Source organism: Mesorhizobium sp. LNJC405B00, from assembly GCF_000502615.1.
Lineage (GTDB): Bacteria > Pseudomonadota > Alphaproteobacteria > Rhizobiales > Rhizobiaceae > Mesorhizobium.
Window position 1 is genome coordinate 82,238 of sequence record NZ_AYWC01000007.1, and the last position, 21,829, is coordinate 104,066.

16 protein-coding genes are annotated in these 21,829 nt (G+C 60.2%); 10 read left to right on the forward strand and 6 right to left on the reverse strand.

Annotated features, from left to right (window positions below):
* Nucleotides 1-18: 18 nt before the first annotated feature.
* Complete coding sequence (locus tag X756_RS150770) at nucleotides 19-333, forward strand: hypothetical protein (RefSeq protein WP_023730058.1); 315 nt, start codon at nucleotides 19-21, stop codon at nucleotides 331-333.
* 28 nt (nucleotides 334-361) lie between these two features.
* Here the strand turns inward: X756_RS150770 and X756_RS1000000169895 are convergent, their stop codons facing one another.
* Nucleotides 362-595, reverse strand: a complete 234-nt coding sequence (locus X756_RS1000000169895) for a hypothetical protein (protein ID WP_031238648.1) — start codon at nucleotides 593-595, stop codon at nucleotides 362-364.
* On the opposite strand from X756_RS1000000169895, the gene X756_RS1000000169360 reads away from it, so the two are divergent.
* The 5 genes from X756_RS1000000169360 (at nucleotide 494) to X756_RS150755 (ending at nucleotide 9,738) form a co-directional block, all read left to right on the forward strand.
* Nucleotides 494-3,631, forward strand: a complete 3,138-nt coding sequence (locus tag X756_RS1000000169360; RefSeq protein ID WP_245264518.1) for a DUF4347 domain-containing protein — start codon at nucleotides 494-496, stop codon at nucleotides 3,629-3,631. The genes X756_RS1000000169895 and X756_RS1000000169360 overlap by 102 nt on opposite strands.
* Before the next feature lie 95 nt (nucleotides 3,632-3,726).
* On the forward strand, nucleotides 3,727-3,906 hold the full coding sequence (locus tag X756_RS1000000168820; protein WP_023715472.1) for a hypothetical protein: 180 nt from the start codon (nucleotides 3,727-3,729) through the stop codon (nucleotides 3,904-3,906).
* A 320-nt stretch (nucleotides 3,907-4,226) separates the two neighbouring features.
* Nucleotides 4,227-6,530, forward strand: a complete 2,304-nt coding sequence (locus tag X756_RS150765; protein ID WP_023730059.1) for a peptidase domain-containing ABC transporter — start codon at nucleotides 4,227-4,229, stop codon at nucleotides 6,528-6,530.
* A gap of 84 nt (nucleotides 6,531-6,614) precedes the next feature.
* Nucleotides 6,615-7,976 carry an HlyD family type I secretion periplasmic adaptor subunit gene (locus X756_RS150760; RefSeq protein ID WP_023825233.1) on the forward strand — a complete coding sequence of 454 codons (1,362 nt, stop codon included), beginning with the start codon at nucleotides 6,615-6,617 and terminating at the stop codon, nucleotides 7,974-7,976.
* 28 nt (nucleotides 7,977-8,004) lie between these two features.
* Nucleotides 8,005-9,738, forward strand: coding sequence for an SEL1-like repeat protein (locus X756_RS150755; protein ID WP_023730061.1), 1,734 nt, complete (start codon nucleotides 8,005-8,007; stop codon nucleotides 9,736-9,738).
* 1,042 nt (nucleotides 9,739-10,780) lie between these two features.
* Here the strand turns inward: X756_RS150755 and X756_RS150750 are convergent.
* On the reverse strand, nucleotides 10,781-12,289 hold the full coding sequence (locus X756_RS150750) for a phosphomannomutase/phosphoglucomutase (protein ID WP_023730062.1): 1,509 nt from the start codon (nucleotides 12,287-12,289) through the stop codon (nucleotides 10,781-10,783).
* Between the two features lie 352 nt (nucleotides 12,290-12,641).
* Here X756_RS150750 and X756_RS150745 point away from each other — a divergent pair, with 352 nt between their 5' ends.
* Nucleotides 12,642-12,887 (forward strand): hypothetical protein, encoded by a 246-nt coding sequence (locus tag X756_RS150745; protein ID WP_156941379.1) that lies wholly within the window; start codon nucleotides 12,642-12,644, stop codon nucleotides 12,885-12,887.
* Nucleotides 12,888-13,224: 337 nt separating this feature from the next.
* Here X756_RS150745 and X756_RS150740 read toward each other — a convergent pair whose 3' ends face one another.
* Entirely contained in the window at nucleotides 13,225-14,676 is a 1,452-nt protein-coding gene (locus X756_RS150740; protein ID WP_198020028.1) for a hypothetical protein, read from the reverse strand.
* Between the two features lie 594 nt (nucleotides 14,677-15,270).
* On the opposite strand from X756_RS150740, the gene X756_RS150735 reads away from it, so the two are divergent.
* The 3 genes from X756_RS150735 to X756_RS150730 all read left to right on the forward strand — a co-directional run bounded on the left by X756_RS150735 (nucleotide 15,271) and on the right by X756_RS150730 (nucleotide 18,526).
* Nucleotides 15,271-15,495 (forward strand): hypothetical protein, encoded by a 225-nt coding sequence (locus X756_RS150735; protein WP_023730066.1) that lies wholly within the window; start codon nucleotides 15,271-15,273, stop codon nucleotides 15,493-15,495.
* Nucleotides 15,496-16,022: 527 nt separating this feature from the next.
* On the forward strand, nucleotides 16,023-16,772 hold the full coding sequence (locus X756_RS01000000165580; RefSeq protein WP_023730067.1) for a response regulator transcription factor: 750 nt from the start codon (nucleotides 16,023-16,025) through the stop codon (nucleotides 16,770-16,772).
* 326 nt (nucleotides 16,773-17,098) lie between these two features.
* Nucleotides 17,099-18,526: a glutamate-1-semialdehyde 2,1-aminomutase gene (locus X756_RS150730; RefSeq protein WP_023730068.1), complete on the forward strand. Its 1,428-nt coding sequence runs from the start codon at nucleotides 17,099-17,101 to the stop codon at nucleotides 18,524-18,526.
* Between the two features lie 301 nt (nucleotides 18,527-18,827).
* Here the strand turns inward: X756_RS150730 and X756_RS150725 are convergent, their stop codons facing one another.
* Genes X756_RS150725 through X756_RS150715 form a run of 3 tightly spaced genes read right to left on the reverse strand, consistent with a single transcriptional unit; the run spans nucleotide 18,828 to nucleotide 21,585 of the window.
* Complete coding sequence (locus X756_RS150725; RefSeq protein ID WP_023730069.1) at nucleotides 18,828-19,481, reverse strand: PIG-L deacetylase family protein; 654 nt, start codon at nucleotides 19,479-19,481, stop codon at nucleotides 18,828-18,830.
* Nucleotides 19,478-20,293, reverse strand: coding sequence for a sugar phosphate nucleotidyltransferase (locus tag X756_RS150720; RefSeq protein WP_023730070.1), 816 nt, complete (start codon nucleotides 20,291-20,293; stop codon nucleotides 19,478-19,480). Before X756_RS150720 ends, X756_RS150725 begins: the two co-directional genes overlap by 4 nt.
* Nucleotides 20,290-21,585, reverse strand: coding sequence for a class I SAM-dependent methyltransferase (locus X756_RS150715; RefSeq protein ID WP_023730071.1), 1,296 nt, complete (start codon nucleotides 21,583-21,585; stop codon nucleotides 20,290-20,292). The genes X756_RS150720 and X756_RS150715 overlap by 4 nt, the downstream gene beginning before the upstream one ends.
* Nucleotides 21,586-21,829 lie beyond the last annotated feature (244 nt).

Here is a 21,829-nt window from a genome sequence, read left to right on the forward strand (position 1 = left end):
CCGACCGAGGAGGAAATTATGAGCTATATAACGGGGTTTGCGGTCATGGAAGTTGCCGTGAGAGGCGTCTTGCCCATCGGCGACACGACCGAGAATGTGCCATATTTTATCCTGGACACGACCAAGAGCGCCGTCGTCGGTCAGGTCATTCTTCCCAAGGCCGTCAAGCGAAGCCTCGCCGTCGCTGTCACCGTCAAGGTTCCGGCCGCAGCCGGTTCGTTGGCGATTGGCACGTTTGACGATGGCGGGAATTTCCAGGCCTGCAGCTTCCTCCGCGTAGAGAGCCCCGCTGTCGAACATCCCGACAGCGCCGTCGGACCGTCCGGAAGATGAGGCCTCTCAAGCCGCTGATCCCGAGCGCTCACCGGCCAGGCCGGTGGGCGGTTTCAGCTTGAACTGAGTTCGAAGCCAACAGGAGCCAGTCATGGCCCGTGCCACTGAAATTCTTTTTGTCGATCCTTCGGTCTCCGACCTTCAGACAGTTTTCGGCAACGTGCGCCCCGAGGTTCAAGCGATTGTGCTCGACGGCCGCTGGCCGGCGGCGCAGCAGATCGCTGCGGCGCTGGCAGGGCACGAAGGGCTCGACGCGATCCATATTATGGCGCACGGCGCGCCTGGCCGGGTTAGCTTCACAGCCGGAGAGTGGTCGGCCGCCACACTGAAGGAAGATGCTGAGGATCTTGCCGCAATCGGCAGGGCGCTTGCCGCGGACGGCGAACTCCGACTGTGGAGCTGCGAGACAGCTTTTGGGAATGCTGGCGAGACCTTCGTTGCGGCGCTGGAACAGGCCGTCGGCGCGGACGTCCGCGCATCGAGATCGCTGGTTGGCGCAGCCAAGCTAGGTGGCTCTTGGGGGATGTCGGAACACGTGAGTGCGTCCACGCCCTTACCTCCGCTGACCTCAGTTGGCGTGGCAAGTTACAGCGGGGTGCTGGTAGCAGGTGACCTGACACTCACGGGTACGATTACTGGTTCGGGCAACAGCAGTAACGTCAACACGTATTATCTCGTGGATACATCACTCAACCCCGATACAGTGGTTGGTAGCTTCCAACTTCCATCCGCAACAAACGGATTGGTATTTGCGTTTGCTGCAACCATAACGATACCAGACACTACTCACAATTATACCATTTACAATGCCAACTTCGGTGTAATGGGTACACTTGTACCTGGTGCCGGTAACACTTATATTTTCACGGCCGGTGCTGCCAATCCCACCAACAACAATAATTTCAATGGGGGCAGTTTCAACATCACGAGTCAAGTAGGCCCCACGGGCCCCACGGGTGCGACCGGCGCCACGGGTGCGACAGGCGCCACGGGAGCGACCGGCGCAGGTGCGACGGGCGCTACAGGCGCGACGGGCGCCACCGGTGCTGGCGCAACTGGCGCGACCGGCGCCACGGGTGCTTCAGGCGGAACCGGTGCAACGGGCGCCACTGGCGCAACTGGTGACACAGGCGCGACCGGCGCCACGGGCGCTTCAGGTGGGACTGGCGCGACGGGTGCTTCTGGTTCGACCGGTGCAACGGGCGCCACAGGTTCGACCGGCGATACGGGAGCGACCGGCGCCACCGGCTCGACCGGAGCAACCGGCTCTACTGGTGCGACTGGCTCGACTGGAGCAACAGGCTCGACTGGAGCAACAGGCTCGACCGGAGCAAACGGCGATACCGGTGCAACGGGCTCGACTGGCTCGACTGGTGGAACCGGAGCCACAGGTGCGACCGGCGATACGGGAGCGACAGGTTCGACTGGTGCCACCGGCTCTACTGGTGCGACAGGCTCGACCGGAGCAACCGGTGATACCGGCGCGACCGGCGCAACGGGCTCGACCGGCTCGACTGGTGGAACCGGAGCCACAGGTGCGACCGGCGATACGGGAGCGACAGGTTCGACTGGTGCCACCGGCTCTACTGGTGCGACAGGCTCGACCGGAGCAACCGGCGATACCGGCGCGACCGGTGCAACGGGCTCGACCGNTCGACCGGAGCAACCGGTGATACCGGCGCGACCGGTGCAACGGGCTCGACCGGCGCGACTGGTGGAACCGGAGCCACAGGTGCGACCGGCGATACGGGAGCGACAGGTTCGACCGGCGCCACCGGCTCTACTGGTGCGACAGGCTCGACCGGAGCAACCGGCTCTACCGGAGCGACTGGCTCTACTGGTGCGACAGGCGCAACCGGAGCCACAGGTGCGACCGGCGCTACCGGTGCGACTGGTTCGACCGGTGATACCGGAGCGACCGGAGCAACAGGTGATACCGGGGCGACTGGCTCCACTGGAGCGACGGGCTCGACTGGAGCAACAGGCTCCACCGGAGCCACAGGGGCAACTGGCGACACGGGAGCGACAGGTTCGACTGGTGCAACCGGTTCCACCGGAGCAACCGGCTCTACTGGAGCGACTGGCTCGACCGGAGCGACTGGCTCGACCGGAGCAACCGGTGATACCGGCGCGACCGGTGCAACGGGCTCGACTGGCTCGACTGGTGCNACCGGAGCAACCGGTGATACCGGCGCGACCGGTGCAACGGGCTCGACTGGCTCGACTGGTGCTACCGGAGCCACAGGTGCGACCGGCGATACGGGAGCGACAGGTTCGACCGGCGCCACCGGCTCTACCGGAGCGACAGGCTCGACCGGAGCAACCGGTGATACGGGAGCGACTGGCTCGACCGGAGCGACGGGCTCAACCGGAGCAACCGGTGATACTGGAGCGACGGGTGCCACCGGCGCGACTGGTTCAACTGGTGCAACCGGAGCGACCGGAGCAACAGGTGATACCGGGGCNGCGACTGGCTCGACCGGAGCAACCGGTGATACCGGCGCGACCGGTGCAACGGGCTCGACTGGCTCGACTGGTGCCACCGGAGCCACAGGTGCGACCGGCGATACGGGAGCGACGGGTTCGACCGGCGCCACCGGCTCTACCGGAGCGACAGGCTCGACCGGCGCCACCGGCTCTACTGGTGCGACAGGCTCGACCGGAGCAACCGGTGATACCGGCGCGACTGGTGCAACCGGCTCTACTGGAGCGACTGGCTCGACCGGAGCGACGGGCTCAACCGGAGCAACCGGTGATACTGGAGCGACGGGTGCCACCGGCGCGACTGGTTCAACTGGTGCAACCGGAGCGACCGGAGCAACAGGTGATACCGGGGCNACCGGAGCAACCGGTGATACCGGCGCGACCGGTGCAACGGGCTCGACTGGCTCGACTGGTGCTACCGGAGCCACAGGTGATACCGGGGCGACAGGCTCGACTGGTGCAACGGGCTCTACCGGATCTACTGGTGCGACCGGCGCCACAGGTGCAACTGGCGACACGGGAGCGACAGGTTCGACTGGTGCAACGGGCTCCACGGGAGCAACCGGTTCGACCGGAGCTACTGGCTCGACTGGTGCAACAGGCTCTACTGGCTCGACCGGAGCGACTGGCTCAGCCGGATCGACGGGAGCGACCGGAGCGACCGGCCCGGGCGGTGACACAGGTGACCACCACCATGGCAATAACGGCTTTGGCAACGGAGATCAGGATGCACCTGGTAATTCCGGGAACCATAACAATGCCGAAAACGGTCCTGGTCACAAAGCCAACGTCACGACCAATACGCTGGGCCTAAAGGACTCGACGCAGTTCCTGCGATCCGGCTCGACCGACAGTGGTGCCGTCAGCCATGCGTCGTTCCGGCAGCTTGTTGGCCTGGCGGCCAGTTCGGTGACGACCGACCTCCTGAATGTCCTCAATACGATCAGTGGATTTGGTCAGAACCAGAACAAGCCGTTAGGTGCGAGCACCGACCTGATCTCGGACAAGACCAAGCAGGGCGCCGGCTACGCCAACACCGACGACACAGTGAAGAAGGCTCTGAAGGATATTCTGAAGCCGCATGAGTGAGCAGTGAGTGAACCTGGACAGGAAATGGTCCAGATTAAACCAGGCGCGCGGGCTTCGCTGGAAAGCGGACCCGCGCGCTGATCATTCCAGGTTATTGGGTTCCCGACCATGGTCAGCCACCATGACCACACAGGACGAAACGTACGCGCGGACTTCGCGGGAGAGCGGAATTCGCGCGTTCATCATTTCCAAACAGGGATTGGCATCAGAGTCGCGTGGCCGGTCGGTTCGAAGTATAATGCGGCGTTGCCGGAAACCTCGGCAAATACCTCGGCTTGGGCATTTTCGAACCCTCGCCCTGCGTACCGGATGAGAAGTCCATGGTAAACGTGCCCGTAAACGCCGAAAACCAGCCGGCCTCGATCCGTGCCGACGCCGAAGGCGACGTCGCAGCGCGCCAAGCGGGCGGCCACAACGCGGCGACGCGGACCCCCGGCGGTCCCGCCGAGCGCGACCAGATCGGGCCACGCATCAAGGCAGTACTGCAGGCCGCGCGTTATCATGGCGTCGAACTCGACCCCAACGAATTCAGGACCGCGAGGGCGGTTCCGACCGCTACCGATCTCTCCGAATGGGCGCAGACCGCCGGCATGTGGGCGCGTGCCCTGCGTATCCGCTGGTCACATCTTTTGCGCTTCCAGGATACCGGACCGGTCGTGCTGTTGTTCAGCGATGGCGGCGCGGCCCTCCTGACCGGAGCGAGTGCGGAGCGCAATGTCGTCTTCCTCAAAAGTGCCGACGCGCCGGACGACGGTGAGGCCACCCCCATCGACGAGCTTCGGCTGTCGCGGGTGTGGACGGGCGAGGCGGTGCTGCTGCGCGCGACACGGTCGCACGTGGCGGCGGATGCGCCTTTCACCCTTCACTGGCTCACCCAACTGGTGCGGCTAGAAAGCCAGCCCCTGCGCGACATAGCCATTGCCTCGTTCACGCTGAGCATTCTGACCATCCTGCCGCCACTCATCGTAATGACGCTGGTCAACAAGGTGCTGCAGTTCAACAGCATCTCGACGTTGCTGCTCTTGTCTGCGGTGATTGCCGTGGTCTTCGCCTATGAGACACTTCTTGGCCATGCGCGGCGACTGATCATCAACGTCGTCGGCGCCCGTCTGGACACCAAGCTGCAGTTGCACGTCTTTAGCCGGCTCTTGCGCCTGCCGCTCGACTATTTCGAGCGTCATCCGGCCGGCGAGACGATGTATCATCTGGCCCAAGTCTATCGTATTAGAGAGTTCCTGACCGGAAAACTTCTCAGCACGTTCCTGGATCTGATCACATTGTGCGTGCTGATACCGGTCATGTTCTACATCAACGCCACGCTCGCCTGGGTGGTAATGGCGTGCGCGGCCGTGATCATGCTGATCATCCTTGCCTTTCTCAGACCGCTGCGCCGCAGATACCAGCGAGTGGTCGAAGCCGAGACCTGGAAGTCGGCAGCGCTTGGCGAGACTGTCGTCGGCATCAAGACAGTGAAGGCGCTCGGCCTCGAGCCGCAGCGCAAGGCGCTCTGGGATGAGCGCGTAGCGGAAGCCGGAAAGGCTCGCCTCGCATTCGGGCAGCTTGCAAGCTGGCCGCAGACGCTGGTCACGCCGATAGAACGCGTCATGGTGCTCGGCACCATGCTGATCGGCGCCTATCTCGCATTGAACGACCGCTCGGGCTATATGGTTGGCAGCCTGTTTGCCTTCATGATGATCTCCCAGCGCGTAGCGCAGCCGCTGGTCGGCCTGGCCCGACTGGTTGAAGACTACGAGGAGGTCGGTGCAGCTATTGGCGAGGCGGCCTCGGTTCTCAACCGGCCGCTGGAGAGCAGTTCGAATTCCACCGGCCTGAGACCCAGGCTTGTGGGCGAGGTCACTTTCAGCGACCTGACATTCAGCTACATCGCTACAAAGACACCGGCGCTTGACCGGGTCAGCTTCCACATTCCCGCCGGCAGCATGTTTGGCATTGTTGGGCGTAGCGGTTCGGGAAAATCAACGATCGCGCGCCTCCTACAGGGAATCAACCGCGACTACAGTGGCTTCCTCAAACTTGATGGCGTCGACCTCAAGGAGATCAACCTACGCCATCTTCGCCAAGGGCTCGGCGTGGTCCTGCAGGACAATTTTCTCTTTCGCGGGTCGATCCGCGATAACATCATCGCCGGGCGTCCAGGCTTGACGCTTTCCGATGCCATGCGCGCCGCGCACCTCGCCGGCGCCCAGGAATTCATCGAGCGCATGCCCAATGGCTATGACACCTATATCGAGGAAGGTTCGCCCAATTTGTCAGGCGGTCAAAAGCAGCGGCTGGCGATCGCACGCGCCCTCATCCACGACCCGACCATTCTCATCCTCGACGAAGCGACCAGCGCGCTCGACCCGGAGAGCGAGGCAGTGGTAAGCGCCAATCTTATGCGCATCGCCAGCGGCCGCACGATGATCATCGTTTCGCACCGGCTGTCCTCGCTAACAGAATGCGACAACATCCTTGTTATGGATCAAGGTAAGGTCCTTGACGTCGCGCCGCACTCGACACTGCTCGAGCGCTGCGCGCTGTATCGCCAGCTGTGGTCGCAGCAAAACCGGCACCTCGACGGCCGTCATGGCCGCCCGGTCGCCATCCCACCGCGGTTGGTTTGACGATGCCACGACTCAGATGCGCTTCAGGTCCGGTAACCCATGAGTAGCACCTCTCTCATCACCCTCCCCTCTCGGCGGCATCGGATGGAAACGAGGGATCTGACGACGCCAGCCATACTCGAATTCCAGTGGCCGTCGACGGCTGTCGCCAATGCTCCTATTCCGCAGGCGGCGCGGCGCATCGTCTGGATCATCGCGAGCTTGGTCATCGCGCTGATCGCCGTGGCCGGACTGATACCGGTCGATCAGGTTGTAACGGCCAGAGGACTCGTGGTGTCAAAATCGCCCAACATGGTCGTGCAGCCGCTGGAGACGGCGATCGTGCGCTCGATCGACGTTCGTGAGGGACAGCACGTGCAGGCCGGTCAAGTGCTTGCTCGCCTTGATGCGACTTTTGCTTCTGCCGATCTGGCGTCGCTCGGGATGCAGGTTTCGACACTTGAAGCTGAAGTCGCGCGGTTGAAAGCGGAAGCGGACGGCCAGACCTTCAACTATGACGGTCTCGACCCAAGCTGGACCTTGCAGGCATCGATTTTTGAGCGCCGCAAGGCGGTCTATGACGCCAAGGTCGAGAATTTCGACCGGCAGCGCGACGAACTCAGTTCCGTAATCTCGCGGTCGCTATCGGATGCAGATGGCTACCGCCAGCGGCTCGCGGTCGCGGGCTCGATCGAAGAGATGCGCAAGCAGCTCGAAGCAAGGCAGGTGGGCAGCCGCCTCAACACGCTGCTCGCCGAAGATAATCGCGCGGAAATGTCCCGGGCGCTCGGCAATGCCGAGCAGACCGCGCAAGCCGCAAAGCTCCAGCAGGCGGCGGTGGCCGCCGAGCGCGACGGCTATATTCAGGGCTGGCGAGCGGATGTTTCACAGAGCCTATCCGAAGCCAGTTCGCGCATGTCGGACGCCCGTGAACTTCACAACAAGGCAAAGCTGCGTAAGCAATTGGTCGAGCTGAAGAGCGAAGCAGACGCGATCGTTCAATCCGTGGCCAAGGTCTCGGTCGGTTCGGTCCTGCAGTCCGGCGAGCGCTTGATTACGCTGGTGCCGGCCAACGCGCAGCTTGAAATCGAGACAAACATCGTCGGCCGCAGCAGCGGCTTTGTGCATATCGGCGACCCGGTGGTCATCAAGTTCGATACCTTCCCCTATTCGCAATACGGCCTTGCTCATGGCACCGTGCGGACGCTCAGCCCTGATTCCTTCTCTGCGCAGGATCAGGCGCGCGATCCGAACAGCTCACTGGCTATGCTGCCTTCGGACGCCGAACCGTTCTATCGCACGCGGATTTCCATCGACCAGGTCGCCCTCCACGGCGTGCCTGCCGGTTTCACCGTGAGCCCTGGCATGCCGGTGACCGCCGATGTTAAGGTCGGCCGCCGCACAGTGCTCAAATATATTCTCGGTGTGATGCTCCCGATCGGCCAGGAAGCCATGCGGGAGCCATAGCGCAGGGTGTTTTCGGAGGCTCGGATCGATGACAATCCTGGATCGGCTGACTGTTTTTGCCTCCCCGGCGGCAGCGTTGCGCCGAGCGATCCAGCTCTCTGACAGCGGCAAGCCCGCAGAAGCCTTTCCGCTGATGGCGACCGCGGCGCGCGCGGGGGTCGTCGAGGCCGAGTACCGGGTCGCGCGTTGCTATCTCGAAGGCTCGGGTGTGCCGCCAAGCCGTAAGGAAGGGGCGCGATGGCTGCTGCGGGCAGCCAACCACGGGAGCGCCGATGCGCAAGCGCTGCTCGCTGCTCTCTACCTGACCGGGCTGGTGGCTAAGGAAGGCGACGGAAAGGGCTCCGAATCCGACCAATTGTTCATGGCGGATTCCTCGGGCAAACCGGACTTCACAGCGGCGTTCGATTTCGCCACCAAGGCGGCTGAGGCGGGCTCGGCCACCGGACAGGCGATCCTCGGCTATATACTTACCAGCGGTCCCAAAGCAATGCGCAATGCAGATGCGGCGCACCGATGGTACGAGAAGTCGGCTTCTGCCGGCTGCGCCGAGGGGTGTCTCGGCTTTGCCCTGTCGCTCGCCCGTAGTGGCAAACGTGAAAACAGGGTCAGGATTGCAAACGAGGTAAGACGCGCCGCCGACGCCGGTCTGCCGACCGCAATCTACCTTCTCGCGATCCTTACCGAGCATGGGCTCGGCGTCGTGAGCGACATCAACGCAGCCGTTCAACTCTATCAGGCTGCTGCAGAAAAAGGCCTTCCCTCCGCTCAGTTCCGGTTGGGAATGGCACTGATTGATGGTGCATTTGTCGACCAGGACATATCTGCTGGAGAGGCGTGGATGCGGCGCGCTGCATTGGCGGGCAATATTGAGGCTGCCTATCTCCTTGGCGATCGCTATGTGAAGACGCAGCGGCCGGATTTTGCAGAATCCGCAAACTGGTATCGGCGGGCGGCCGAAGCGGGCCATCAGGCCGCCGCCCGCGCTTTGGCCTCGCTTTATTTGACGGGCAACGGCGTGGCTCAGGATCTCGAAGAAGGGGCACGCTGGCTGCGCGCCGCTGCACTTGGCGGCAATCAGGAAGCACAGGTCGATCTCGCCAATCTTGTTCTTGAAGGAGCCGGCGAGCCGGATGATCGTGCAAGCGTTGCCGGATGGTTCGAAGCGGCCGCTTCATCGGGGGACCTGATCGCCGCATTCAATCTTGGGCTCTGCTTCGCCAATGGCGTTGGCGTCCGCCAGGACGAGGGCCAAGCGGCGCAATGGCTAAGGCGCGCGGCTGAAGGTGTCGCCGAGGCGCAATATATGTACGCCCGTCTCCTGCAAGATGGACGCGGCGTGGTGACCGACCTATCGCAGGCCCGCCTCTGGTTTGCTCGGGCGGCCAATGCCGGCCTGCTCGACGCCCAGGTGGCGCTTGCCGAGATGCTGCTCAATGGCCGCGGTGGCGCGCGTGAGCCAAAGGTTGCTATGCAGCTGTTCCAGGGGGCAGCCGCCGACGGCCACGCCGGGGGGATGTTTGCACTTGGTGCGCTGTACGCAGCCGGCCAGAGCCTACCGATCGACCAGGCGGAGGCGCAGAAATGGTACGCCGCCGCTGCTGGACGTGGGCACGGCCAAGCCCAACTCATGCTCGGGCGTTATTTGTCAAGGGGTATCGCTGGGGAGCGCGATCCTGCAGCCGGTCGCCTTTGGCTCGAGCGAGCGGTCGCACACGGTATCAATGAAGCGGCCGAAGAACTTGCCGAGCTCGCCTCTGGTTGAGCCTTGCCAAGCCTTGCCAAGAACAATCAGGCCCATCAGCGGGATTGCCCGCGTAGGCGCCTTGAGCTTTCTTCTTTGTGTTCGAAAGCGTTCAGAGCTTGGAGGGGTAAGAGCGACCTCGGCAGTACGCCAGAACTGCTTCCAAGCGCTGAAACCACATTGGGTGCAGACGGCTTATCTCTCAGGACACATGAAGCCGACGTGAAGAACCCCACAGATTGTGCACAGTTCCTGCCGGATTGCACTGCGTGAGCGATGCTGCCCCGGAAGTGGCAAGTCTCAGACGCCTGGTGCGCCGTTGGTAGTCCGCTGGACGAGAAGTCCATATGGAACCAAAAACAAGATTTTCAGATTGCTTGTTTCCCCCACTTGCCCCATCACGCGGCCAAAGCTGATGCTCACATAAAACTACCCGTCGCGCGGCCAGCCCTATAGGGGAGTACAGTTCTCAGGTGACGGTTGACCAATGAGGCCACCAGAAGCAAGTAGATCCCGGAGTTGGTCGGCAAAGGTCGACCTCCATCGCAAATGCGCACTGCTGATCATTTGCTTCGGGATGCACGATCCAGCTGTGCCCTGCCCCCAAACAGCAGAGCGAAACGGTAGAGTTTAGTCCGGGCCTGACCTGTTTCACGGTCTCGTATTTCAGGGCGACAGAGCGCGCGCGAAAGTGCTTCCGCTCGCCGTTCGTCAATCTCCAGCATCACATTCTCGCATGTGTCTGAAAGCCCACAGCTAGGGCAGGTCAAGCGATTGAATCCTTGCGTCTCATCGCCGACAAGAGGAAGTTTGCACCTATTGCAGCCGAACTGCGGTGTGTATCCGATCACGGTGGGTCTCCCGGCGGCGGCCAAGATTCACCGGACGCCGGGATAGGCTACGCAATTACTGGGCCATGCGCAGGTGACCCACCACGGTACACCTTTGGCGCTGCGAGCTTCACCAGAGCGCGCACTGGACTGCGAGAATTGCAAGACCCCATAGTCCCGATCGATCAGGCAGAACAGTGCGCCCAAGTCCCAGCCTGGCTCCTTACGCCTTCTCAGAAAGTCTGGTTGTAAGCGCCCACTTCCGGACTGCGGAGCAGCACGGCGTTGACGGCCTCGAACATCTCCCGGCGGCGCAGCGATGAAACCGGGCTTTCAACAACCACGACAAGCTCAGGCTTGTTCGATGACGCACGCACCAGCCCCCAGGTGCCATCCTCGGCGACGAGGCGCACGCCGTTGATGGTGATCAGATCAGCGATCTTCTGGCCGGCGAAGGTTGCATCGTCCCGCTTCATAGTCTGGAACTCAGAAACCACCCGCTCGACGACGCCATACTTCACGTCGTCCGCGCAGTGCGGCGACATGGTTGGCGTACCGAAGGTCAGCGGCAGCGTGCGGTAAAGGTCGGCCATCGAACTGCTGGGGCTGCGATCGAGCATTTGGCAGATGGCGATGGCAGTGATCAGCCCATCGTCGTAACCGCGACCGACAGGCGGGTTGAAGAAGAAATGCCCGGATTTTTCGAAGCCTGCAACGGCCCCTAGCTCGGCGACACGACGCTTGATGTAGGAGTGCCCGGTCTTCCAGTAATCGGTGACCGCACCATTGGCTAGCAATACGTTATCAGTGCGGAATAGGCCGGTGGACTTGACGTCGACGACGAAGGTCGACCCGGGATAGAGCAGCGAAATATCCCGCGCGAGCATCACACCGACCTTGTCCGCGAAGATTTCGTTGCCCTCATTGTCGACAACGCCGCAGCGGTCGCCATCGCCATCGAAACCCAGCCCAAGATCGGCGCCGCTCTTCAGCACCTTGTCCTTGATAGCATGCAGCATCTGCATGTCTTCGGGGTTTGGATTGTAGTTTGGAAAGCTATGATCGAGTTCGACATCGAGCGGAACCACCTCGCAGCCGATCCGTTCCAGCGCTTCAGGCGCAAAGGCGCCGGCAGTGCCATTGCCACAGGCGACTACGACCTTGAGCTTCTTCGAGATACGCTTGTCCCGGGTCAGATCGTCAAGATAGGTTTCTCGGAAATCGGAAACGAAATCATAGGACCCGCCGCCAAGAAGATCGAAGTCGCGGGCCAGGACAATTGTCTTCAGCGCGGTCATCTCCTCGGGACCGAAGGTCAACGGCCGCGCCGCACCCATCTTGACGCCGGTCCAGCCGTTTTGATTGTGTGAGGCGGTGACCATGGCGACCGACTGCGTGTCGAGCGCGAACTGGGCGAAATACGCCATCGGCGACAAGGCTAGACCGATGTCCCTCACCTTGGCGCCAGCGGCCATCAACCCGGAGACGAGTGCCAGCTTGATAGACAGCGAATACGACCGGAAATCATGCCCGGTGATGATCTCGGGTCCAGCGCCGAGACGGCGGATCAGAGTGCCGAGCCCCATACCAAGCGCCTGGACGCCGATCAGGTTAAGTTCGGGCGCGACCTGGCCAAACCACCAGCGCGCATCATATTCCCTAAACCCGGACGCCTTGATCAACGCCGAGGTTTCAAATTCGAACGTGTTGGGCCGGGCTTCGTCCACAAAATTCAGAGGCAAGACAGGAAACTCCGAACGACACAAATGCGGTTGGCGAGGCGGTAGCTTACCAGAACCGATCTTCAGGCCTACCTATCAGTTTGGTTGACCCTTTCGCGACACGGTGGCCCGGCGAGCGTTGTTGTCGGCTAACGACTGGATCGCCGCCCTCTAGCGGCTCGCGACGTCGTGTTTTCTGCCGGCCATATCTTTTTTAATATTTTGTGATCGCCCCGAGTCGAGTTCTCCACAGCCGCATCCAATTGACCATCTGCGGTTGCTAGAATGCTCCCGAAGAATGCCTTAAACAGCCGTGGCCCAGACGCAAACCTTCTGCTCTGACGAGCACTTTGTTATTAAGCACGGACGCAAAATGCCGCTGTTTTTCTTCGATGTCCGGGACGGCAAATCCCATTCTCCCGACACAGAGGGCACCCACTACGATGGGGCGCTTGAGGCCCGGGTAGACGCAGTTAGAATGCTGGTCGCCATGGCACAGGACGAAGTTCAGGGCGAACTTCAAAGCAAACTTTCGGTAACTGTTTCTGACGAGAGCCGTCGACCCGTCATGGAAGCAAATATCGACTGCAGCATAAAAGTCTTCGAAAACTCCCAATAACTCTGGCTGCTTCGTCCTTGGGATGGCCCTCGCGTTACGGCACCGATCACTTTAGATGTAAAATTCACGCCGCGCTTCTCGACCGGAGTAGCCGGCCCTCCTGATCCCGCGAGATGACCACGTTGGACGCCGCTTGGCCGCCGATGCCCAAGCAATCCTTTTGGCAAAGATAGATCAGCGAAGATGGCGCGCTTTGTGGTTTGTTGTGGGACGCAACCGCTTCTGCAACTCTTCGACACAGCAGTACCACGCTTCTAATGCGGTTTGGCGGCAGCCCTTCTGCTCCTCCAGGCAAACGCCGCGGCAGGGATATGGCCTTCGAGCGGGCGGCCGTCCGTTAATCGACATTGCCGTCGACATTGAACAGAACGGGCCCCTGGCACATCGCTAGGAACCTTTGCCGCCGCGAAGCCAATTCGGCTGAACCTGAGTACACGACGTTAACCGTGCCGTGGCCCGACGCCGGGGCGTTTCGTTCGACCATGACGCGCCGAGCACGGGCTCTCGTGGCGCAAACGACTGCAAGTGCGATGAAGAAGAGGATGCCTGGATCAGCGCTGCCACCCGACACCGACATTGCAATTATGCTTGCAAGGGCAGCATTCCTGACGCTCGCCACGACTGCATCTGTCTCTGGATCCGCCCATTCCCGAAGCGCGCCCAAGCCCCTTGCCACGACACAGAGCAGGACAGCTATCATCAGCGATCCGAAGAAACCCAACTGCGAAAGGACGGCGATCGGCCAACTCGATGCCCTTGAACTGCCGAAACCAACGCCCAGTCCGCTGGTATCGAGAAACGACTGCAGGCTCTTCACATTCCAATAGGTGCGCTCATGGCCTGATGCGGAATCAGCTTTGTTGATGATGGTGCTGTTGATCAGGCTGACGAACGGATCCAGCGCGTCGGCTTTGTAAAGACCAATGCCCAGTATGGCGGTCCCGCCCACTACCATGAGAGCTATAATCAGTATCTCTTCACGCGCAACTTTTCCCCTCATGACTGAGGATAGCATAGACAAAGCAACGGGAATGCATAGCAGTGTCAGCCCGACGTAAGCGGTCGATGAGGTCGACAGAATGGACAGGAAGAGCAGGATGCCAGACAGCCATTTAGCAAGCTCTGATTTCGTCTTTCTCCAGTAGCTGTAGCAGAATGCCAGGCAGGCGAGAGAAACGCTGGCGAACGAAGAGGCCTCCGAAAAAGGCCCGGTAATCCGCACGAATCCTACCTCCAGCGCGTTCGTTATGATCGCGTAGTTGGCGGTTCTGACCGGGGCCAGCAGGTCTCCCGCTCCCATGTTCTTGCCGATGAAATCGATCAACCCCATCCCCGTATGCAGGCCGCACCACAAGAAGAAGCCGCGCCGGATTTGGACAATCCGGTTGGAGTGCAGCAGCAGGGCACAAAGGGCTATCGCAGCTAGTCCACCAAGAATGAAATAGCCCGTCTGAGAAATGTTGCCTGAAACGGGCGCCAAAGAATCTTCCACGACTGTGCCGCGGATCTTGGACTGCACGAATACGGCGGTCTGCCCCGCAAAGAACCTAGGAAACAGCCATGATCCGATAATTGCGTAAAGCATGAGGCTTGTAAGAATCCAGACCGGCCTGATGGTTCCGAACACCAGTCCAAGATCAAACCAGACACGGCGTCTCGCGGCGACAGCTGTGACGAGCAAGCCGGCGAATAGGGTGTAGATCAACGGGGATGACCCACCCAGAAAGCTCAGGGTCGCGACGGCCGTCGCGCCGAAAGCCTGGGAAGCGATCAAGCCGATGATCAGCATTCCCCTCGAATAGTAGGCAACGACCAAAACAGCCGCGCATATTAGCAGTCCCGGCAAAGATACCTGCATGCCGCTCGAGTTCCCGCTTTGGTTTGGCCACGTGACGCGGATACAGCAAGCTGTCCGATCGCTGATCTTTCGGCAGGTGGATATCCCGGGCAAGAGAGTCAAAGGGGGTAGCCTTGACCTGCGAAGGGCGGTCGCGCAAATGCTCCCTCACCTGCCCTTCATTTCATAATGAAGCCGGCGGACCGATCAGCATGAGTTGCAAGCTGAATGGCCGAAATGTCCGGGCTGCTGTCAGCGTCGCCTAGAAAGGCACAGGTAGTGGGATTGGTCCTTAAGGCAGGAGGCGCGGAGGTAGAGTGGTTGTGATGTGGCGACGGCGCCCTAATTTTTCCTGTACCCTCCTGCAAATGGCTATCTCTTGGTCCCGGCACGCCTCCCAAAGAACGGGTCGACCAGGGAAGTCGGTCGTCTTACTACAATCGCAAGCAGTTTTTGCTTTCAGCTGAACCTGTGTTGATGATGAGGGGATGGGAGGCTGGCAACGGGCGGGTTGTTTAGAGTTCCATCTTAAGGAGGAGAGGAGATATGACCACCCAGGTTGTGTATCGCATGTTTGGGCCCAAGCAGGTCAGGCAACTCAAGGAAGTTTACGAGTGTGCCCGGGCCGTGAAAGCCAAGTACCCCGAGGGCCATATTGCCAGCAAAGCCGCCAAAAGGCTGATCGACGCCTTCGAAGCCGAAATCCACAATGCCGGATCCGTTCTGGATGTGTCTTGGCTGACGGAGGCTGATGCTCAGGGAACAGCCTGAGCCCGACCTTCATGACGCGCAGGACTGTGGCGTGACGCAGACGCTGGCGTTTAGATGTCGTTGCCGGCAGCTGTGTCACCAGCGCGGCTGTTGGAGATAGGATGCAAGCAGCCTCAGTTCCGTATTCCGGGTGAGGACCTGGCGAGGTGGAGCCTCGCCGGATAGGTTCAGAACGAGAGCATTGTAGGTCGCGCGATATTCTATGCCCACAAGATTTATCGGCTGGCCAAAGTCACGTCTTCCGTCTTTATAAAATGGCAGCACCGCGGCGGGGCTGCCCTTCAGCGTTTTCGCCGAATCAAAAATTTACCAAAAATTAACTTATGTTAGCTCCCGCTTGTGAATAGCCCATAAGCTACTGAGGTTGTTCTAGTTGGGATTAAGGACAGCAGTGGGCCGCAGGTTGGGCAATCCCGGCCAAAGCTCTCACAACGGGCGGGCATTAACTGGACTTTCTGAAGTACCGAACAATGAGGGGCCAATTGGCCGCCGCAGGGCGGTTTTGTGGGAAAAGGGTGGGTAAGAGTATGGGTTCTACAGTAGAACTGGAAAGATACACTTTAGCAAATCAGGCAGAAATCCAGGCAGGCGGGACAGGAGAAGTCCACGAACAACTAAGCAGGGAATGCCTCCTCATCTTGGACGGAAGGGCTCTGGACCGCGAATGTCTTGCATCGGCCCTTGAAGACCACGGGCTCGGCATGGCCATAGAAGCCATGGGTTCGATAGATGAGTGGCGCGTGAGTGAGGGGATGAGCGTTGCAGCCATTCTTTTCAACCTGGGCGGCCGGAAAGTCACCGACCATGGCATCGCGGATCAGATCAGGCGCATTTCGTCAGAATTCAAGTCGGTACCTGTGGTGATCTTGGCCGACACAGAAGACCTTGCACAGATACTGACCGCTCTCGAATGTGGCGCGCGTGGCTACATTCCGACCTCCGTCGGGATCGACGTCTGTGTCGAGGCCATCAATCTTGCGGCGGCAGGAGGCATCTTCGTTCCGGCAAGTAGTGTCCTGTCCATGCGGCACCTGATAGATTCAGGCACTCGTGAAACACCTTTGACGGGCATGTTCACGCTCAGGCAGGCTGAGGTCGCCCAAGCGCTCCGACGCGGCAAGGCGAACAAGATCATCGCCTATGAATTGAACTTGCGAGAGAGCACCGTGAAGGTGCACATCCGCAACATCATGAAGAAGCTCAAGGCGACCAACCGCACGGAAGTCGCCTACAAAGTCAATGATCTCTTCGCGGAGGGGACTTCGGCTGAAAGCTGATTGCAGTTAACGCGGCCCTCCTTTTTCGGAGGGCCGCGTTCACACTGTCCTGCCTCAAACCGCGGTTGCTCGCGAAAGTCGAAGACTTTAGACGGAGACAATGGCCACGCTCCGCACGTTACCGCCCGGAGCGCAAAACCCGCGCCGCATGACGGGATGCTCCAAACCGTCTGGATTCAGCCGATCTGCAGTCCTGAAAATCGTCATGGGGCGCCAAGGCACAATCGCACCGTCCATCCACCAAAAGTGCTAAACCGGTGACCTTATGGAGAGCGCGAAAGTCCGGGGTCGGACATCTAGACTTCTACCAAACTGGAGTGGTCCGCATGTCTGAGCAAAGCCTCTGTTTTCGCAAATCCGCACGCCTTCAAGAACGCGGCCGTGAACTGATCCCGGGCGGCAGCCACACCTATGCGAAGGGCGAGGATCAGTATCCCGTTCTCGCGCCGGGCTTCATCGAACGTGGTCTGGGGTGCCACGTCTGGGATGTCGATGGTAACAAATACATCGAATACGGCATGGGCAACCGTTCCGTCGGGCTGGGGCATGCCTACCCAACTGTGCTCAGAGCGGTGGAGACGGCACTCGGGAGCGGCTCCAACTTCACGCGGCCCGCAAGCATCGAAGTTGAGTGCGCCGAAACGTTCCTGGAACTGATCGGCGCGCAGATGGTAAAGTTCTGCAAGGACGGATCGGACGCGACTTCAGGGGCCGTCCGCCTTGCCCGCGCCTACACGGGTCGTGATCTCGTCGCATGCTGCGCCGACCACCCCTTCTTTTCGACGGACGATTGGTTCATCGGGAGTACACCGATGAATGCGGGAATTCCGCAAGCGGTCCGAAACCTGACCCTCACTTTCCGCTACAACGACATCGCCAGCGTAAAGGATTTGTTCGAGAGGCACCCGGGCAAGGTCGCCGCCCTAATCCTCGAACCTTCTCGTGGCGACGATCCGGCGGACGGCTTCCTGCACAACGTCCAGCGTCTTTGCAAGGAAAACGGCGCGCTGTTCATTCTCGACGAGATGATCACCGGGTTCAGGTGGCATGCAGCGGGAGCACAGAGGCTCTATGGCATCGAACCGGACTTGTCTACATTCGGCAAGGCCCTGGGCAACGGATTTTCGGTCTCGGCCCTGGCAGGCAAACGCGAATATATGCGGCTCGGTGGGCTCGAGCATACGGACCGCCCGCGGGTGTTTTTGTTGTCGACCACTCATGGGGCGGAAACCCATGCGCTGGCCGCGGCAATCGCGACCATGCGGACTTATCGGGAACAACCCGTCATCGAACACCTGCACCGTCAGGGAACGAAATTGAAAGATGGGATCACGGACATTGCCAGAAGCCATGGAGTCGATAAGCACTTCAAGGTTGTCGGCCGTCCCAGTTGCCTAACATACGCCACGCTCGACCAAGACGGCAAGCCCTCGCAGACCTTCCGTTCCCTGTTCCTGCAGGAGACCATCAAGCGCGGTGTGCTCATGCCATCGCTCGTCGTCAGCTACACTCACGACGACGCGACCTTGATGAAAACCATAGATGCCGTTGATGGCGCGCTAGCCGTGTACGCGCGGGCCCTGGAATCGGGAGCAAGCCACTTTCTGGTCGGCCGCCCCTCGCAGATTGTCTTTCGCCGCTTCAACGATAGCGATGAACTGGCACACATTCCAGCAGCTTCGCAGAACACTCACCGAACAGCCAGTGTGACCAATCGGCAATCAGAAACCCACCGCCTCGTGGCGACCTCATGACGTAGCGAGACCGTGCTTTTTTCCTGTCTTGATGCGTGTCGGCACCACGAGGATGTTCCCGAACGCAAAGCGCCAGCTTCCAACATGCAAAACGCGCGGAAAATGAAGGGCGATCCGAGCGGGCTCGCTTATCCGCATGTCGACCTTCAGCGGTGGCAGGCTCTGCGCAACTTGCACACCCGACCCGCATCGAACCTCGTGCCCCGACCGATTCGCAGCCCGCAGCCCTTCTCAGAATCATGTTCCCTTGGATTGGGTAAGGAGCCCGACCTTCGATAAGCGCTCAAATTCAAAAAGCCTGCTAAAGAAGTCTGGCCTTTCTGAGCGTAAACGCCTCGGCGAAATGTTCGGGCGCCCGGCACTCCATCCCGCGTAATCTTGCGAGCGCGGCGAATGTCTCACGGTCGAACCAGTCCTTCGAGCGCTGCGTCCCGAAGTGCTCGTGCAGAAGCTCGATCTTGCGTTCCAGCACGGCGGCTGTAAGCGGCACGTAGGCATTTGGCTGGCAAAGATCGCCGTCCCATTTGGGAATCTCATATTCGATCACGAGATGATCGCGGAAGACATTCCAGGTCAGTTGGTTGACCTCGCGGTGGTCTTGATGGGCATCGAACCTCGCGTGGGTCAGCACCAGGTCCGGCTGGACGCGAGATCTTAATTTTATCAGCCACTGCTTTATTGCCCTGCTGTGGGCCGGAAAGTAGCTGTCTTCGAAGTCTGCGATGTCAACTGTGGACGACTCCGATCCTTTCAGGAACGCTTCGGCCGAAGCGCTGGCCTCGGCCGCCCGCTGGCCGCCGGCGCTTAGTACACACCAGTGTACCTTAAGTTTGACCTCAGACGCGATCAGCTCAAGGATAGTGCCCCCGGCGCCGATCTCGATGTCGTCGGAATGGGCACCAAGGCAGAGGATCGAGAGTTCCTCCCCGCGACGCGCGAGGCCAAGCCCTCTCATGACGCGGCCATCACCATGCTGCGCCTGGCTTTTTCGGCGGTGACCTTTCTATTCCACGGCATGTCGCCCCGCTCGACCATTTCTTCGAGCGATTGCCAATCGCGCAGCGTATCCATCGACCGCCAGAAGCCACCGTGCTTGTACGCCATAAGCATGTTGTCATCGATTAAGCGTCTGAAGGGTTCAAGAACGAGCTCCTCGCCCTCGCGCATATAGTCGAAAATTTCGGGGCGGAACAAAAAGTAACCGCCGTTGATCCAGATTTCCGAAGTATCCGTCGTGCGGAACTCACGCACACGACCGTCTTCTGCGATATCGGCCAAATGGTATGTCAGTGGTGCGCGCACCGCGAGAAAGCAGCCGACCTTGCCGCTGGCTTCGAATTTCGCGATCACGTCATGGAGATCGACATTGGTCAGGCCATCGGAGTAGTTGGCCAGGAACATTTTTTCGTTCCTGACTTGGTCCCTTGCGGCCCAGAGGCGTTCGCCAATATTCCGCCAGACCCCGGTATCAAGCAGGGTAATGCTCCAGTCCTTGACTTGGTCGCCGAGCAGTCTTACGTCCTGACCTCCCTGCGTGACCACGCAATCGGAAAAGGTCTGCGGCCGTGTGTTGAGGAAGAACTCCTTGATGACATTGGCTTTGTAGCCTAGGCATAAGACGAATTCGTCGTGTCCATAATCGCTATACCACTGCATTACGTGGCGCAGGATCGGCTGGTGGCCAAGCGGGATCATCGGCTTCGGGATGCTGTCGGAATAGTCCCGGATCCGGGTCCCGCGACCGCCGCAGAAAAGGACAACTTTCATTTCCGTACCTCCGACGGGTCGATCACCGCCACAAAAGGAATTGGGACCACAAACCTTGCACCCCAGGCAGCGACATGGTGCATCTGTTCAATGATCTCGTCCTTCAGGTTCCACGGTAGTATCAGGATGTAGTCTGGCCGGACCTCGTCGATTGCCTCGACGGATTTAATCGGAATGTGCATTCCCGGGGTGAAGCGGCCATGCTTGTAGGGATTGCGGTCGACGGTAAAGTCAAGGAAGTCGGTGCCGATGGCGCAGTAATTGAGTAGCGTGTTGCCCTTGCCCGGTGCGCCGTAGCCGCAAATCTTCTTACCCTCGCTTTTGGCCGAGATAAGAAACGCCAAGAGGTCACGCTTCGCGCGCCGAGCCTTCTCGCCGAAGGAGGCATAGGTAACCATCTCCGTCAGACCGTGCTGCTTTTCGCGGTCGAGAAGTTTGGGCACACTGTCATCCACGCGCCAACTACTGCCCTCATGGGCGAGATAGACGCGCAGGGAGCCGCCATGGGTGGACAACTCCTCGACGTCGATCAGCCGCAGTCCGTGGCGAGCCGCCATCATCTCGATCGTCAGCAGCGAGAAATATGAAAAATGCTCGTGGTAGATGGTGTCGAACTGGTTCTCCTTCATCAGCCGCTCGATGTGTGGAAACTCTAGAGTGACTACGCCCTCCGGTTTGAGCAGGATCGCCATCCCAGCGACGAAGTCATTGAGATCTGGCACCTGCGCCAGGACGTTGTTGCCGATGATGAGGTCCGCGCGAAGTCCTTCGCACACCATTTGGTTTGCCAGCCTGACCCCGAAGAAGTCGACCCGGGTGGACACGCCCTTCTCGATCGCGGCGCGCGCGACATTGGCTGCCGGCTCGACGCCCAGCACAGGAACGCCGAGTGGCAGAAAGTGCTGCAGCAGGTAACCATCGTTACTGGCGAGCTCCACCGCAAGGCTGTCGGAGCCAAGCCCAAGACGCCTTGTGATCGCCTGGCAATACACTTTCGAATGAGCCACCCAGCTCGTCGAGAACGAAGAGAAGTAGGCATATTCGCTAAAGATCGTCTCGGGGCTCATATACTCCTTGAGCTGCACCAGATAGCACGTGTCGCAGACAAGCACGTTGAGGGGATAGTAAGGTTCCATCTGGTCAAGCTGGTCGGCCTGGAGGAAGCTCTCGCAAGGCGGCGACATGCCCAGATCGACCAGAGTATGGCGCAGGCGCGACCCGCAGAGCCTGCAACCGACTTTCCGGCTTGCCGCACTATGATCGCGAACGATTTCGACTGCCTGGATGTTCATTCCCCTGCTCCTGGTTTGAAAAACGGAGACGCCGTGCCCTACGCAGAACCTATGCCTGCCGCGCCTCCGAAGGCAGATGGCGACAGGTTAGAATCCCAGCCCCGCCTGGTTCGATTTGCCTATCCGTCGGGTGCCTTAATCCTAAAAGCGAGCGGGTGGCGGCAACGCCGTCGCTAAGCCCGCCGAAAGGGTAAAGCTGTCATCTTGATGTACCGCTATCGGAGAGGCCACCTAAGGCTTAGGT